Here is a 15,229-nt window from a genome sequence, read left to right as displayed (position 1 = left end):
GCTTACCAGAAGTCGGGCAGGGGGCGCTTGACGATCGCGTCGGCGCAGTCGATCTGCGACTCAACATGCATGCGCGCCAGGGCCAGGTAGTTGGCCTTGGGGCCGCTGCCGCTGCCGGCCACTTCGCCCAGATACTCGCTGCCCGCCCACACGCGGCCGATCCACTCGGCCTTGTCTTCGCCGATGGTCATGGTGATGGTGTAGCGCAGCCGGCGCCCCTGCTTGTCGGTGCACAGATACACCGTGGGGAACTGCATGGCGAAGTGGTTCTCGGTGCTGAGCTTGCTCAGGAACACGCGGGTCTGCTCCACCAGCTCCGCACGTTGCTGCGCATCCAGGTGCTCGGTCTCGCCCTTGAAGTAGGGCGAGTCGTTCAAGAAGTACTCGACAGCCTCCGCGGGCGCATAGCCGTTGCGCCGGATCCAGCTGGCGAAAGCGGTTTCATGGCGGGCGAACAGGGCACTGGCTGGCTTCGACATCGAGACTCCTAGGGATCGGCAGGCGGAACGCGGGGCGACATCGCAAGCACGGCGTTGCGCCTGTTTATTTTGATGAAACTGGGGTGGCGTGAGCATGAAGATTCGGGCGCGTTCTCCTTCATGCGGGGCTAATGCTTGCCGACCTCGCGCTCGCGAATTGCATGTCGAGCTTGCCTGCATCCCGCGCTTTTGCGGGGAGCGCTATAGCTTCGACTGTGAGCGATATAGCTTCGACTGCGGCGGCTACGGCTTCAACTGTGGGCGCCATGGCTTCGGAAGGGCAGCGGTCCGGCGAGCGGCATCCGCTCTTCCCTCGGTCGGGGCATCCTGCCCCTACTCGGGCGCTCGGCTTCCTGCCTCGCTAGGCGCGGCCACCGCCCGCCGGCCCGCTGCCGCGCGCGTCAGGTCACGAGGCTTCGGTTCGCGGGGTGTTCGAACCCCAGCCTTGCGCGCACTGCGATCAGTGTCAGGAGACCATCGACTTGAGGCCCCCTCCCTTTCGCCATAGGCGAAGGGGAGGGATGGGGAGGGGTCGGGGCTTTCCCGATCAAGCCGCAGAAGCAAAAACAAAAGCACCCCACCCCGGCCCTCCCCTTCGCCTGCGGCGAAAGGGAGGGGGCAGAGCATTTGCTCGATGCCTTCGAGTTGGAAGAAGTCCTGATCCGTCCGCCGCAGGGCCTCGATCTGGGCGGGCGTGCAGCGGGCCAGGGATGGCCCGCGGCGGCGAGTCCGCCAGGGATGGCGGACCGAGCCGAGGAGCCACGCCCGGTCGGGTCGAGGCTGGTTGGTAAAGTGAGCGCTTCGATCCTTTCGAAGTGAGCTCTTCGGCCCGCTCAAGGCATAGGCAGGCTTACGCCAAAACCTCGGCAAACAAAAAAGCGCAGCGGGTGAGCGCTGCGCTTTTCCGTAAAACCTGGCGTCCCCACGGGGATTCGAACCCCGGTCGCTACCGTGAAAGGGTAATGTCCTAGGCCTCTAGACGATGGGGACGCGTCTGGAACATCTGACGCGAATAGGTCGGTCTTCCGACCCGCGCGTCTTGGATGCGGCGATGAAGTGGTGGAGCCAGGCGGGATCGAACCGCCGACCTCCTGCATGCCATGCAGGCGCTCTCCCAGCTGAGCTATGGCCCCGAACTTCAAGAAAAAGCGCAGCCGGACAACGCTGCGCTCTTCGTACAACTTGGCGTCCCCACGGGGATTCGAACCCCGGTCGCTACCGTGAAAGGGTAATGTCCTAGGCCTCTAGACGATGGGGACGCGGTGAAACCTGTGTTGCTTCGCAGACGGGCCTAACGACTGCGCTTGAAACGTGGTGGAGCCAGGCGGGATCGAACCGCCGACCTCCTGCATGCCATGCAGGCGCTCTCCCAGCTGAGCTATGGCCCCGGTGTCTTGGGAGCCCGGCATTCTAATGACGGCCCGGGCCTTCCGCAAGCATCACGCGAAGGAAATCGCACAGAGCATTGCCGGGCCTGACTTGTGCTGCGCGAACGCGCTCGCCAGGACGACCCCGCTGCACCGAAGCCGTCGCGGCAGATCTCGCCAGAACCATCAGGCCGGCGGCGCGGACACGTTCCAGCGCAGGATCACCGGCACGTTCGCGTGGCGGGCGTCCAGATCGAGCACGCACAGCGTGGCCGGATCCAGGATCAGATGCTGACCCAGGTCGACCGGCCGCTGCAGCCAACGCGCGGTCAGCACACGCCCGAAGTGGCCGTGACTGAAGACCGCCACATCGCCCGGCAGCGCACGCAGACGCACGACCAGCCGGTCGGCGCGCGCGGACACGGCCGCCGGCGATTCCCCGCCGGGGCAGCCGTCGTGCCAGATGTCCCAGTCGGGTCGCGCGGCCTGGATCTCGGTCGAGCGCAGGCCTTCGTAGTCGCCGTAGTCCCATTCGGCCAGATCCGGCTCGATCTGCGCATCACGCCCCAGACCAGCGAGCCGGCAGGTGTCCTGGGCGCGCTGGCGCGGGCTGACCAGCACGCTGGCCAAGCGCACGCCGGCCAGCAGGGGCGCAAGCGCGCTGGCCATCTGCGCGCCGTATTCGGTCAGCGGGATATCGGTGCTGCCGGTGTGGCGGCCGGACCGCGACCATTTGGTCTCGCCATGCCGGATGAGATAGATCGCCAAGGCCGTCTCGCCAGATCAAAGGAAACCGCATCGTAGGCATTTCCGCACGATGTGTGGACCCTGACGATACATCTCCGGAGGTGCTGGGACGTAGACGCAGTGGCACTCCTCGAGCGACAGATTCAGGCGATCGCAGTGGCGAGGAAGTTCCTCACGACAGAGGCGGTCTCGCCCCGTCGGGTGGCCAGCGCAATCCTCGCGACCGGCGCCTCACCGTCGATCTGCCTGTATGCCACTCCCTGGACTGCGAGCTGTGACATGCACGCAGGGACCAAGGCGATGCCGAATGCGGATGCCACCAGATTGATGACAGACGCGATCTGCGGCGCAGACAGTCCAATACTCGGCTCGCACCCGATGTTCCGGAAGGCGCCGACGATCGTGTCGTAAAGCGTAGGCCCCACCGCTCTCGGAAAGAGCAGGAGCGGGTCGGCCGCGATGTCTTTCAGCGCAACGACGGTGCCTGCAGCCGCTGGATGTGTATCCGGTAACGCCACGACCAACGGCTCCTCGGAGAGCGCGCGCAGCTGGAAGCGCTCGGCCACCGCCGGGTTGGGGCGCAGGAAGACGACATCCAGGGTGCCTTCGTCCAGACCGCTGACCAGACGTGTCGAATTGGCCTCCTCAAGATTCACCCGGACATCCGGATATGCACGACGAAAGGCACGGATGGTGCGGGGCACGACCGCATTGAATGCCGAGGACGCAGTGAACCCGATATTGAGTGCGCCGACTTCGCCGCGTGCCGCTCTCTTCGCAGCGCGGGCGGCCTGCTCGGCCAATTCAGGCATGACCTGGACAACGGAGAGGAACGCCAAGCCGGCGCTCGTGAGTTCGGCACCTTGTGGGATCCGGTGGAAGAGCTGGGTCCCGAGCTCCTGCTCCAGATCCTTAATCTGCGAACTGAATGGTGGCTGGGCGATTCCGACGCGCGCAGCCGCGCGCGTGAAATTCAACTCCTCTGCCAGGGCGAGAAAGTAGCGGACATGACGGAGTTCCATGGCCAGACATTCTAGATATGGAAGTCCCCCTTGCAAGGTGTTGGAGCAGGCTTGGTCCAGGCGAATAATCGATCGCGTCACCTCCATCGAGCTCTGATTCCATGATCCGCACGCGCTCCTGGCTCTTTACTCCCGGTTCCACACCGACACGATTCCACAAGGCACGCGAGGTGGGCGCCGACGTGATGCTGCTCGATCTTGAAGATGCCGTATCGCCCGACGGGAAAGCAGCCGCGCGGCGGGCGACGTTGGAGTTCCTCAGTACGCCTGGCCATCACAGAATCGGCAGGGCGCTGCGCATCAACGGTCTCGACACCGTGCACGGCCTGGCCGACCTGCAGTCATTGCTCAAGCTGGCTCCGTCGCTCGAGCTGGACTACATCGTACTGCCCAAGGTCGAAAGCGCAGGCCACGTCGTGATTCTGGACAGGCTGCTCACCGCCGCGGGCCACAGGGCGCAGGTCCTTGCGCTTGTGGAAAGCGCGAAGGGACTGATCGACATAGACGCGATCTGCGGCTCGTCGGAGCGTCTCTTCGGGGTCATGCTTGGCGCTGCGGACATGGCCGCGGACCTGGGTGGCGATACCAGCACCCACGCAATGTCCTATGCACGATCCCGCATCGTGTGCGCATGCGCGGCCGCAGGCATCGCTGCGATCGATTCGCCCTTCTTTGCGGTGGACAACGACCAGGCGCTGGCCACGGAGCTGGCAAGTGTCTCCGCGATGGGCTTCGTCGGAAAGGCCGCGATACATCCCTCCCAGGTCGCCCCGATCAATGCCACCTGGACTCCCGGACAACAGGAGGTCTTATGGGCGCAGGCAGTGCTAGACACCAACGCGCGGGGTGTCGGTCTTGTGCAGGGAAAGATGGTCGATGAGGCGGTGGCGCGCCGAGCAAGAAGAATCCTGTCGAGAGCCGATCCGGAAGCGATCTCGCAGACCCAATCCACTCAGAACGACTCGTAATGGAGAAGAAGATGGACAGCATCCTGCCCGCCTACAAAGCCGTCGGCGCAAGGCGTTACCGCGAGACATCCGGTCTGTACTGGGAAGACTTCAATCCTGGCGACGTCTTCGAGCATCGTCCAGGTCGAACGGTGCTCGATGTCGACAACGTCTACTTCACTTTGCTGACGCTCAACAGTCAGCAAGTGCACTTCGATCAGGCCTATGCCGAGAAGACGGAGTGGAAGAAGCTTCTGGTGGACTCGACCTTCACGCTGGCGCTTCTCACCGGAATGAGCGTGAGGACCGTGTCGGCGAAGGTGGTGGCGAACCTCGGTTGGGACAAGGTCAAAGCGAGTCATCCTGTCTTCGCCGGCGACACGCTCTATGCCGAAAGTACCATTCTCCACAAGCGGGAGAGCAAGAGCCGACCAACCCAGGGCATCGTGACTGTTTCCACGCGCGGCGTGAACCAGGACGGCAAGGAGGTCATGAGCTTCGAGCGGACCATGCTTGTCTATCGTCGAGGTCACTCGCCTGAAGAGGCTTCGAACTACTAGTCCCGTGCTTGCTGCAAAAAGACCCGAGGTATCGCAATGAACGTTCTGGATCTGTACAAGTCCAAGCTGACGACGCCGGAAGCGGCAGTGAGCATGATTCCCTCCGGCAGCAGGATGTCGATGGGGATGGCCGTCGCGGAGCCTCCCGCACTCCTTGCCGCACTCGCGCGCCGGGCAGAACGGGGCCAGATCGAGGGCCTGCGCGTGTACTACTACGAGGGCATGTCGACTGCGGGCGACTCCATCTTCCGATACGACCTGGTCGACCGGATACTCCCGTATAGCATGTTCGTGACTTCAGCCGATCGGGCGCTCATCAAGAAGGGCGTCGCGGACGGAGACCGGAAGGTACTGAACTACGTTCCGACCACCTTCCACCAGGCACCGCGGCTGCTCTCGGACGAGATCGGGATCGACACCTTCGTCACGACCGTGTCGCCGATGGACCGGCACGGATACATGAGCTTCGGTACGAGCAACGATTACTCGACCAAGGTCGCCCGCTCGGCAAAGCGGCTGATCGTGGAAGTGAACGAGAACATGCCGCGCGTGCATGGCGCCGGGGCAGAGCTCCACGTCTCCGAAGTCGAAGCGATCGTGGAGAACCACGTTCCGCTACTGGAGCTTCCGACCCGGGCGTCGAGCATCGAAGATGAGCAGATCGGTCGTCTGATCGCCGATCTGGTGCCCGATCGTGCCTGTCTCCAGATGGGCGTCGGAGCATTGCCCAACCTCGTATGCGCGCAGCTGGTAGACCGCAAGGACCTTGGTATCCACACCGAGGCGCTGTGCCCCGGCCTGGTTGACCTCGTGAGGGCAGGGGTGGTGACAAACCGCGCAAAGGCAATCAATCGCGGCAAGTCGGTCTTTACCTTCGCCATGGGGCAGAAGGCGATGTACGACTACCTGACCGAAAACCCTTCGGTGGAAAGCTGGCCGGTTGACTATGTGAACGATCCTGGCGTGATCGCGAGCATCGACCGCTTCGTCTCGATCAACGCCACCATCCAAATCGATCTGACAGGCGCATGCAACAGCGAGCACATGCTCGGCCACCAGTACAGCGCAAGCGGTGGACAGCTCGATTTCGTGCGAGGGGCCTACGCCTCGAAGGGAGGACTCTCGATCATCGCGACCAAGTCGACCGCGGCTGGCGGGAATATATCCAAGATCGTTCCGCATCTGGATGGCCCGGTGACGACACCGCGCGTGGATACCCATTACGTGGTCACCGAGTTCGGAACCGCCAATCTCAAGGGGCTGTCCTCGAGCGAGCGCGTTCGCGCACTGGTGGGGCTGGCCCACCCCAGGTTCAGGGACGAACTCGTGGCTTCGGCCAAGCGCCAGCATCTGATTTGAGGCGTGGCAAGGCAAAGCGTTGGCGAGTCAGAAGAACAGCATGTTGGCCCTGATCCGCTCACGCAGATCAACGCGAGCATTCCACGATCGCGCCGCTGCGCCGTAGCCCGGATGCTTTACCGCCGGGTGGGTATGGCTTGGGGCCAGGACATGACCGCAACCGCTCTTATGTGGCGCGCCCTTGGGAGCAACCAGACAGGTACGCGCGGGGCGTGACCTGCCAGTGAGTTCGCAACCTTTCATTCTTGAGGAAAAGAGCAATGCCTACCGTGGCAGATCAACTTGTCCAAGCTCTTGAAGATGCCGGCGTCAAGCGCATCTATGGCATCGTCGGGGATAGTCTCAACGGGATCACCGATTCGATAAGGCGCAGGCATGCCATCGAGTGGTTGCACGTCAGGCACGAAGAGGTCGCCGCGTTCGCCGCCGCCGGCGAGGCGCACGTGACCGGTGAGGTCGCTGTCTGCGCCGGAAGTTGCGGGCCTGGAAACCTGCACCTGATCAACGGGCTTTACGACGCGCATCGCTCGCGGCTTCCCGTTGTGGCCATTGCCGCGCACATTCCGTCCGCTGAGATCGGCTCGAGCTACTTCCAGGAAACGCATCCGGAGCATCTTTTCAAGGAGTGCTCCAGCTACTGCGAGCTGGTGTCGACGCCGGCACAGATGCCTCGTGTCATCGAGACCGCAATCCGCAGGTCAATCGCGGAGCGATGTGTATGCGTTGTCGTGATCCCGGGCGATGTCGCGCTCAAGGAGTCGGCGGCGCCGCTGCGGCGAATGGTCGCAGGTCCACTTCCCACACCCATCGTGATGCCCCCGGAAGACGCGATCGACCGCCTGGCGCGGCTGCTCAACACGTCCGAGCGGATCACGCTCCTGTGCGGAAGCGGTGTCGAGGGAGCGCACGAGGAGGTGATCGCGCTCGCTGACGCACTGCTCGCGCCGGTGGTTCACACGCTGCGTGGAAAGGAGCATATCGAGTGGAACAACGCCTACGACGTGGGAATGACCGGACTGATCGGCTACTCCTCGGGTTACTACGCGATGGGCGCCTGCGACACGCTCCTCATGCTGGGCACGGACTTCCCCTATCGGCAGTTCTATCCCCAGAGAGCCAAGGTCGCGCAGGTGGATCTTCGCGCAGAGGCGATCGGGCGGCGGACCGCGGTGGACATCGGCCTGGTGGGCGAGGTGAAACATACGTTGCGGGCACTGCTTCCCAAGCTCTCCCCAAAAAGAGATGACCGCCATCTGAAAGCATCCCTGGCCCACTACGCGAAGGCACGGAAGGAATTTGACGAACTGGCAACAGGACAGCCCGGCGGACGGCTGCATCCTCAGCATGTCATGCGCCTGATCAGCGAACTGGCCGATAGTGATGCCGCTTTCACCGCGGATGTGGGGCTGCCGACGGTCTGGAGTGCTCGCCATCTCCAGATGAAGAAGGGGCGCAGGCTGGTCGGTTCGTTCTGGCATGGATCAATGGCCAACGCAATGCCCCATGCCATCGGGATCCAGGCTACCTGCCCGGGCAGGCAGGTGGTTTCCCTTTCAGGCGACGGCGGCTTCACCATGCTGATGGGCGATCTGCTGTCGCTGAAGCAGCTCGGCCTGCCGGTGAAGGTCGTGGTGTTCAACAACGGATCTCTGGGCTTTATCGAGCTCGAGCAGAAGACCTCGGGCTTCATCGACTTCGGCACCAGCTTCGAGAACCCGAACTTCGCCGCCATGGCCGAAGCGGCAGGGATCAAGGGCATCAGAATCGAGGACCCGGCGGAGCTGGAACAAGGCCTGACCGAGGCATTCGCCCACAAGGGTCCGGTGGTGATCGATGCGGTCGTGGAGCGGATGGAGCTTGCGATGCCACCCAAGGTGACGGGTCAGATGGCGAAGGGATTCACGCTCTACATGCTCAAGGCCGTACTGAACGGAAAGGGCGACGAGGTGATAGAGCTTGCGAAGGCCAACATGCTGCGCTGATCCGACCTGTTCGCGAGGACTGCAGCGAGCTGGACGATCCCAAAGGAAGTGCGAACGGTGCTTATGCAGATGATGTGGCTGTCCGGTCCGAGAATACCGGTGTCGCGCCGCCGCAGAAGACCGACGGGGAGATCCAAGTACGCTCGACCTGTGGGCATGGGGCGCAGGAGACGGCGCAGGCCTGACGTTGCCTTTGCACAGGGGCCTGCGGCCCGTTACGCTCAACCCTTGGACAGGGGGATTTATGGATCGAATCGCGTTGGTCTGCGCTGCCTTGTTGGCGCTTGCCGCTCCAGCGCATGCACAATCCGTGTGGAAGTGCAGGGACGCGGCCGGCGGTGTTGTGTATCAATCGTCGCCATGCGCGAACGCTGAGAAGCGCTGGGATGTGGCGCCAGGGGCTCGCTACGGCAGTAGGTCGCCAGATGACCAGATGAGCGCATCGGCGTCCGAGTACAGCATTGACCGAGCGCGGGCCCAGGTGCGCGCCAACAACGCGCCTCGGTATTCCGGCGCGGTGGTCGGCGGGGGCGGGGGCTCCGCGGTGACTCGATCATCCCGTCCTGTGAGTGGTGAAAACCGGGGTTATGTTTGCCAAGCGGCACGCAATGCTGCTGATTCGGCCCGCCGTCAGATTGGTCACCGGCTGACCTTTGCGGGAGCATCCGCTATGGATAGGTCCGTGCGTGACGCCTGCAAGTGAGCGGGTGTAGGGCTGCGCCTCGACGGTTGTGCGACGTGGTTGCGGGTCAGATGATCCATCCTGCGTTCCGCGCATGCGTCCGGACACGGCGCACCGATGCGTCAGCACGGGGCGACGGTCTTCATGCGGCGATCCTTGCAGAGAGGTGGGGCCCGCGACATTTGCGCTTGGAACGCGCCCGGGTCGTGAACAGGTGCCATGCCCACTGGGCCCATGACTTCGCATAATGTATATTATGTAATTGCTCTGGCTGCGGCGGAAGGTTAGAAGGATTCTGCTGTCAGCGTTCCTAATTGATGTCCTTTGTCCCTAGATCGCGCCCCTTCTTAATTTTTAAGGAAATTCTGGAATGCTCGGGACCGCGCAGTGACAACAATTAGGAACAGAATCGCCGCGAATCTGTCCCTAGTTCGTGTCACTGGCTCATTGTTTCGAGAGCCTTCGCTGCCTGAGAAAAGCCACTCCTTTGCCGTGGATCATCCTCCCCGTCGCATCGCGATAGCTGCTCACCTCTGCACGCATGTGCGGGCTTCCGCGCGATAACCGGCCACTTCGATTTCTCATTCATCTGTGGGAAACTGGCGATACGGCGCGTGGTTGGTGGGGCCCTGTCTCCGTCTAAAGACAAAATCTCACCAACTGGCTAATCCTCTATGGCGCGTCCAAGGGCCCGGGGAGCACGATCAAGGAGGCCTATATGGTTCAACTGAACGTGTCAGCCAGCTGGCAAAGCCGCCAGGGTTTTAACCGCAAGTTCGCGGTGAAGCTCTGTCTGCCTGTCGGACTGCTGCTGACGGTGTTCACCGCCATCAGCATCTTCTGACAGTTGGCGACACCAGAGGACGGGGGCCGAAAGGCCCCCTTCTTTTTTACACCCATAGCAGGTCCGCGTCTTGCGCCCTCTGCCTCAGCGATGACAGTTCCTGAGAGCTACTCGCGAACTTGTTAGTAGGGTTCGCCCCACGTAGCTTTGGGATCAGAGGTTGGATCAACATCTTTCTGTAGGTAGAGGCCGGGCGCGACGCATTCGATCCAGCCATCCTTCAATGCAACATCCACTCTACCAAGAAGTCTGAAATTATCTGCGTGATCGGAGCCACATGCACAATCCTCCTCATGCAAAATACGCTGCCAGCTCCCCTCGGTGTCGATCCGATAGTGCATCCCGTAAAAGCGCCTGACTTCCATGATGCGCAATCCGGGATGGTCAACTCCATACTCAAAAACGCAGACAATTTCTCCAGGCATTTTAACCATCCCGACGCCCTTCCCATATCGGGTTCCCATTCCGTGGTAAACCAGGGCATCGAGCTCGATAGATATCTCGTCGTAGATGTTAAGAAGCTTGTTCAACTCCGGAAGGACGAAGCAGGGTGCGCTGACTCCGTGATACAGGGCGCTGCCACAGAGGACTTGCGCCATCTGCATCTGGGGTGCGGCCTGACAATCTGAAGGAGGCGGAAGGTCTCTTGTCCAGAACGGGCGATACATCGCACTCCGAGGTGGCATGTGCTTCTGCAGATGGTACGAGTACTCCGGGAGCTCTAGTGATCGCCGAAATGCTTCTATGCCACCATCCGGAAGATGCCGCATCTTCTCCCATGGCATCGCGAGCAGTTCGGCATACACAGGATCATCCGATGGTTCAGGGAACAACCACTCCGCGCTGCAGTCGCCTGCAAAGTCACGCAATACCTCGGACGGCGCGGTTATATGTGCAACTAGGCAATCACCATGCAGGCCACTCTGAACTAAGGGGCCAACCATGTAAGCGTCCTGGCGAACGTATCGCGGAGTTCCCTCACTCGTGGCTATTTCTAGGAGGTGAACTGCCTGGATTCCTCGTTGCCTGAGCGCCTTTTGGCTTATCAGGTAGAGGTGACCTACCTCCTCCGCGGGTACAAACCGAGCATTGAGTGTGCGAAGCCAAACAGGGTCTTCGAAACAGTCTTCAACCATGTTTATCACATTCTTTGACTCGAATCGATTGCTTGCAAACCAAGCGGCTACACGCGGATTGCCGGAAGCATCAAGGAAGAATGAGCGAAAACCATAGTGCTGCAGGATCGCCTGGTTCGTGGCCGCATCGTCGGTTTCCTTCCAGCCGCGCACTAGATGCTGAAGAGCCCTTTTCGCGTAATAGGTCCACTTGATCATCAAGTCGGGCACGCAGCCGTGCCGCTGGAACGAGGTCGACAACGACGGCTGGCCGTCTGCACCAGCGTAATGCTGGGTTTGTCCTCTATAAAGAATGCCAGGCCCATACCGACCTATGGCCACGTCGAGATCTTCGATTGTGTCGCAGCGCCACTTATCCATCGATCGCTTCTTCCTTGCAAGTCTAGGGGCTCGGCAGCCCCAGGTCCGTTAAGAGTTTACGTTGTGAATCCGGCCCCCGGTCATTGCGGTCCAAGTTCGACGCGCGGGCAAATTCACGCGTTCACGTGTGGGGGGCGTCACCACCTGACCCCCGATAGCAGTTCCTAATAACCTGCTCCGCTGATGTCCGCTCCCGGCCATAAGCAGCCATTCGCGTAAGACCAAGCACCATTCCTCGTGGCTTGGATTGGCCTTCTCGAAGGTGGCCATCAAAACGGGGCTGAACCCGTCAATCGAGGACGAGTTCCCAAAGTCGGGGCAGCGAAGCCAGGGTTCCCCCCATAGCCCAGCGTCGGGAGTAAGCCTAACAACGCGCTAATCGGAAAGCCGCGGCCGGTCGTGACCCAGTTGAAAATGAGGCGACTAAGGGAGAGGCTATACCATCGGGGATTCCGCAGCCTGCGGCAAAGGGAAGCTATACATGGAACGCGGTTCTGAATGGAGGCGCTGGGAGCCTCACGTGCATGCACCCGGCACAGTGTTGAACGACCAGTTTGGCCCAAACGCGTGGGACGACTACCTAAAACGTCTTGAAGAAGCCAGCCCGGCGATCGAAGCGCTGGGCGTGACGGATTACTATCTTCTAGACAGCTACGAATCCGTGCTGTCCCACCGCTCGCAAGGCCGCTTGCAAGGCATCGGTCTCGTCTTTCCTAACATCGAAGTGCGTCTGGACGTGGCGGCTAAGACCGGGTTCGTCAACGCGCACTTGTTGGTCAATCCCACTTCGGCCAACCACCTAGAAGAAATCAAGCGTTTCATGGGGCGACTGGATTTCGCTGCCTACGGGGATCGCTTCCATTGCAACCGAGATGACTTAATTCGTCTTGGGAAATGTGCCGATGCATCCATTGTCGACGACACCGCTGCCCTGCGCCATGGCGTAACTCAGTTCAAGGTGAGCTTCGATAGACTCAAGCAGGCCTACAAGGACAGCGACTGGGCCAAGGAGAACGTCTTGATCGCGGTGGCCGGTGCATCGGGCGACGGCACCAGTGGACTCAATCAGGCGTCCGACGCAACCATCCGACGTGAGATCGAGAAATTTGCTCACCTCATCTTCTCAAGTAGCCCCGCCCAGCGTGAGTTCTGGCTAGGCCAGAAAGCCCTCAGCAAAGACGACATCATCGCCACCTATGGTGCCTGCAAGCCTTGCCTCCACGGGAGCGACGCGCACGCCCTCAATGCCGTTGGTCAGCCCACAGGGAACCGCTACTCCTGGATTAAAGGGGCCACAGAATTTGATGCCCTGCGCCAAGCCTGTATCAACCCAGAGGGCCGGGCATACGTCGGCGAGGAATCTCCCCGCTCCGCCATGCCATCCCACATCATCTCCCACGTTAGCATTCAGAGTACGAACTGCTTTCAGACCCCCGAAATCCCGTTGAACAATGGCTTGGTAGCGATCATCGGTGCGCGCGGCTCGGGCAAGACTGCCTTGGCCGACATCATCGCAGCAGGATGCGATGCGATCCCTGTGACCGGGTGGGATGCCAACGAGAACGCCAGCGCCTCATTCCTGGTGCGTGCAAGGACCCTACTTGGCGAGGCCAAAGCGACCCTGACTTGGGGAGGCGGGGCGAAAGAAACCCGTGCACTCTCGCATCACGATTTTGAGAGCGACGTGACATTCGCCAAGGCGCGCTATCTGTCTCAGCAATTCGTTGAAGAACTTTGCTCGGCTGCGGGCGCTTCAGATGGGCTGGTCCGCGAGATCGAACGTGTCGTTTTCCATTCCCATGAGCCCAGTCAGACAGATTTCGCCAATGACTTTAACGAACTGCGAGATCAGCGCACCCTCCACCTCAAGCAGGCTCGGCAACGCGAGGAACTGGCGATCGCCCAGCTTTCAGACACAATCGGCGTGGAGCTTGAAAAAGAGGCTTCGCTCTCGATGCTTAGCACGAGCGTCCAGCAGAAGCGCAAAGTTATTGCTGACTACACAGTTGACCGAGGCAAGCTGACACTGAAGGGCACGCAAGAGCAGGTTGATCGGCATAGCACCCTTAGCACCCTGGCCCAAACACTACGGATGAAGGTCCAAAACTTCAGCAACCAACGAAGAGCATTCTTAGCGCTACAGGGCGAGGTAGACGCAACTCGAAAATCCGGCGCTCCAGAAATGTTACGTCAGCTGCGGTCCCGCCACTTGGCCAGCGGCATGGACGACGCTCAGTGGGATGCATTCCTGCTGATCCACAAGGGAAGCGTTGACCAAGATCTACAGGGCTACGTCGCTTGGGCGGATGCAGAGATCGCCAAACTCAAGGGAGTTTCGCCACCGCCCACGGACCCAGCCGTGGCCTACATTGCGGCCGATGCTGACCTGTCCACCCTCCCCTTGGCCGTGATCGAAGCAGAGATGGCCAGGCTCGCTGCATTCTTCAGCGCCGACCAGCTCACGCAGAAACAGTTCACCGCATTGACCGAACGAATCAACAAGGAACAGACGGCCCTCACCGCGCTAGAGCAAAGGCTTGCCGATGCTCAGGATGCTCCCAACCGCCGGCGGAGCCTACAGGCAGACCGAGAGGCGGCTTACGAGCGCGCTTTCCAAGCCATCATTGACGAACAATCGGCTCTGGCACAGATGTATGCCCCGCTGTTGACCAAGCTTGCCTCTTCGTCGGGAACACTGGGAAAGCTGGGGCTCTCGGTGCGACGCATTGCTGACGTGGAAACATGGGCACTCGATGCCGAGGAGAACTTACTGGACCGCCGCAAGTCTGGCCCCTTCTACGGCGTTGGCGCATTCACTGATGTAGCTCGGAACGCATTCCTGAACGTGTGGGAGACTGGAACGGCCGCCGACATTCGAGCCGCGATGACGGCGTTCATGGCCAACCATTTGAAAGACCTCCTGTCGCACGCACCGTTTGGACAAGACCAGCAGGAAGAATTCCGCGCCTGGTCGAAGCGGTTTGCGCGATGGCTGTTCAGCACAGACCATCTGCACGTTCGCTACGAGATTACCTACGACGGGGTGGACATCCGAAAGCTCTCTCCGGGAACACGCGGAATCGTGCTTCTCTTGCTGTATCTGGCATTGGACGAAGCCGACGATAGGCCCCTAATAATCGACCAGCCAGAGGAGAACTTAGATCCAAAATCCGTATTCGACGAGCTTGTCTCTCTGTTCGTGCTCGCCAAGTCCAACCGGCAGGTCATCATGGTGACTCATAATGCGAACCTCGTGATCAACACGGACGCCGACCAAGTTATTATCGCGGATTCCACCCACGATGGCTTAGGCGGTCTTCCCAAGATTTCCTACCAGTCCGGCGGGCTTGAGTCGGCTTCCATCCGGAAGGCGGTTTGCGACATTCTAGAAGGAGGCGAGTCCGCATTCAAGGAGCGCGCTCGCCGATTGAGGGTGCGGCTGGAGCGCTGACTCAGCCAGGCCAGATTGGGCATCCAATCTCATAAGGAACTGAAAGCGTGGTGAACCAGACACCCCCCTCTTTGAGTCTCTTGACGGGGCTAAAGACTGCATAGGGGACAGCATCTTTGAGATCCTCCGGCAGAAATTTGCTTGCGCGCAGGGGCCGCTTTGGGTCGGAAGCCGCCCTAACCTACTCCCGATAAACATCCTTAATCGCTGAATTGATTTTCCAAAGCGTGCAAGGGAGCTGGGAGTGCCTGTCACTCTGCAAAACATTTCTGCTTACTGAAGATCAACGAGCC

General features: G+C 60.9%; 10 protein-coding genes and 4 tRNA genes. 6 read left to right on the top strand and 8 right to left on the bottom strand.

Annotated features, from left to right (window positions below; all coding sequences use genetic code 11):
• Positions 1 to 2 precede the first annotated feature (2 nt).
• From QE438_RS05260 to QE438_RS05230, 7 genes are all read right to left on the bottom strand, one after another.
• A complete protein-coding gene (locus QE438_RS05260; protein WP_130531442.1) occupies positions 3 to 479 on the bottom strand; it encodes a hypothetical protein in 477 nt (158 codons plus the stop codon).
• 914 nt (positions 480 to 1,393) lie between these two features.
• Positions 1,394 to 1,469 (bottom strand) — tRNA-Glu (locus tag QE438_RS05255).
• A gap of 67 nt (positions 1,470 to 1,536) precedes the next feature.
• A tRNA-Ala gene (locus QE438_RS05250) sits at positions 1,537 to 1,612 on the bottom strand.
• A gap of 50 nt (positions 1,613 to 1,662) precedes the next feature.
• Positions 1,663 to 1,738: transfer RNA gene (locus QE438_RS05245), tRNA-Glu, on the bottom strand.
• A 53-nt stretch (positions 1,739 to 1,791) separates the two neighbouring features.
• A tRNA-Ala gene (locus QE438_RS05240) sits at positions 1,792 to 1,867 on the bottom strand.
• Positions 1,868 to 2,032: 165 nt separating this feature from the next.
• Complete coding sequence (locus tag QE438_RS05235; RefSeq protein ID WP_306992003.1) at positions 2,033 to 2,614, bottom strand: histidine phosphatase family protein; 582 nt, start codon at positions 2,612 to 2,614, stop codon at positions 2,033 to 2,035.
• A gap of 122 nt (positions 2,615 to 2,736) precedes the next feature.
• Complete coding sequence (locus tag QE438_RS05230) at positions 2,737 to 3,615, bottom strand: LysR family transcriptional regulator (RefSeq protein WP_306992005.1); 879 nt, start codon at positions 3,613 to 3,615, stop codon at positions 2,737 to 2,739.
• A gap of 101 nt (positions 3,616 to 3,716) precedes the next feature.
• On the opposite strand from QE438_RS05230, the gene QE438_RS05225 reads away from it, so the two are divergent.
• The 5 genes from QE438_RS05225 (at position 3,717) to QE438_RS05205 (ending at position 9,989) form a co-directional block, all read left to right on the top strand.
• Positions 3,717 to 4,583, top strand: coding sequence for an aldolase/citrate lyase family protein (locus QE438_RS05225; RefSeq protein WP_306992007.1), 867 nt, complete (start codon positions 3,717 to 3,719; stop codon positions 4,581 to 4,583).
• An 11-nt stretch (positions 4,584 to 4,594) separates the two neighbouring features.
• A complete protein-coding gene (ripB, locus tag QE438_RS05220) occupies positions 4,595 to 5,122 on the top strand; it encodes a (R)-specific enoyl-CoA hydratase RipB/Ich (protein ID WP_306992009.1) in 528 nt (175 codons plus the stop codon).
• 36 nt (positions 5,123 to 5,158) lie between these two features.
• Positions 5,159 to 6,481: an acetyl-CoA hydrolase/transferase C-terminal domain-containing protein gene (locus QE438_RS05215; RefSeq protein ID WP_306992011.1), complete on the top strand. Its 1,323-nt coding sequence runs from the start codon at positions 5,159 to 5,161 to the stop codon at positions 6,479 to 6,481.
• Between the two features lie 269 nt (positions 6,482 to 6,750).
• Positions 6,751 to 8,463, top strand: coding sequence for a ubiquinone-dependent pyruvate dehydrogenase (poxB, locus tag QE438_RS05210; protein WP_306996127.1), 1,713 nt, complete (start codon positions 6,751 to 6,753; stop codon positions 8,461 to 8,463).
• A gap of 1,400 nt (positions 8,464 to 9,863) precedes the next feature.
• The gene (locus tag QE438_RS05205) at positions 9,864 to 9,989 is read left to right on the top strand and encodes a hypothetical protein (protein ID WP_306992013.1); all 126 of its coding nucleotides are present in this window, start codon (positions 9,864 to 9,866) and stop codon (positions 9,987 to 9,989) included.
• Positions 9,990 to 10,111: 122 nt separating this feature from the next.
• Here the strand turns inward: QE438_RS05205 and QE438_RS05200 are convergent, their stop codons facing one another.
• Complete coding sequence (locus QE438_RS05200; protein WP_306992015.1) at positions 10,112 to 11,485, bottom strand: FRG domain-containing protein; 1,374 nt, start codon at positions 11,483 to 11,485, stop codon at positions 10,112 to 10,114.
• Positions 11,486 to 11,966: 481 nt separating this feature from the next.
• Between QE438_RS05200 and QE438_RS05195 the strand changes: the two genes are divergently transcribed.
• Positions 11,967 to 14,936 (top strand): TrlF family AAA-like ATPase, encoded by a 2,970-nt coding sequence (locus tag QE438_RS05195; RefSeq protein ID WP_343228796.1) that lies wholly within the window; start codon positions 11,967 to 11,969, stop codon positions 14,934 to 14,936.
• Positions 14,937 to 15,229 lie beyond the last annotated feature (293 nt).

Source organism: Pseudoxanthomonas sp. SORGH_AS_0997 (genome assembly GCF_031453535.1).
Classification (GTDB): Bacteria; Pseudomonadota; Gammaproteobacteria; order Xanthomonadales; family Xanthomonadaceae; genus Pseudoxanthomonas_A; species Pseudoxanthomonas_A winnipegensis.
Note: the sequence above shows the minus strand (reverse complement) of the source record. Positions and strands in the feature narration are given on the sequence as shown.

Excerpts from the sequence above, each read along its gene's own strand:
- QE438_RS05260 (WP_130531442.1), bottom strand. The coding sequence starts at position 479 with ATGTCGAAGCCAGCCAGTGCCCTGTTCGCCCGCCATGAAACCGCTTTC.
- QE438_RS05230 (WP_306992005.1), bottom strand. The coding sequence starts at position 3,615 with ATGGAACTCCGTCATGTCCGCTACTTTCTCGCCCTGGCAGAGGAGTTG.
- QE438_RS05225 (WP_306992007.1), top strand. The coding sequence starts at position 3,717 with ATGATCCGCACGCGCTCCTGGCTCTTTACTCCCGGTTCCACACCGACA.
- ripB (WP_306992009.1), top strand. The coding sequence starts at position 4,595 with ATGGACAGCATCCTGCCCGCCTACAAAGCCGTCGGCGCAAGGCGTTAC.
- QE438_RS05215 (WP_306992011.1), top strand. The coding sequence starts at position 5,159 with ATGAACGTTCTGGATCTGTACAAGTCCAAGCTGACGACGCCGGAAGCG.
- QE438_RS05205 (WP_306992013.1), top strand. The coding sequence starts at position 9,864 with ATGGTTCAACTGAACGTGTCAGCCAGCTGGCAAAGCCGCCAGGGTTTT.
- QE438_RS05200 (WP_306992015.1), bottom strand. The coding sequence starts at position 11,485 with ATGGATAAGTGGCGCTGCGACACAATCGAAGATCTCGACGTGGCCATA.
- QE438_RS05195 (WP_343228796.1), top strand. The coding sequence starts at position 11,967 with ATGGAACGCGGTTCTGAATGGAGGCGCTGGGAGCCTCACGTGCATGCA.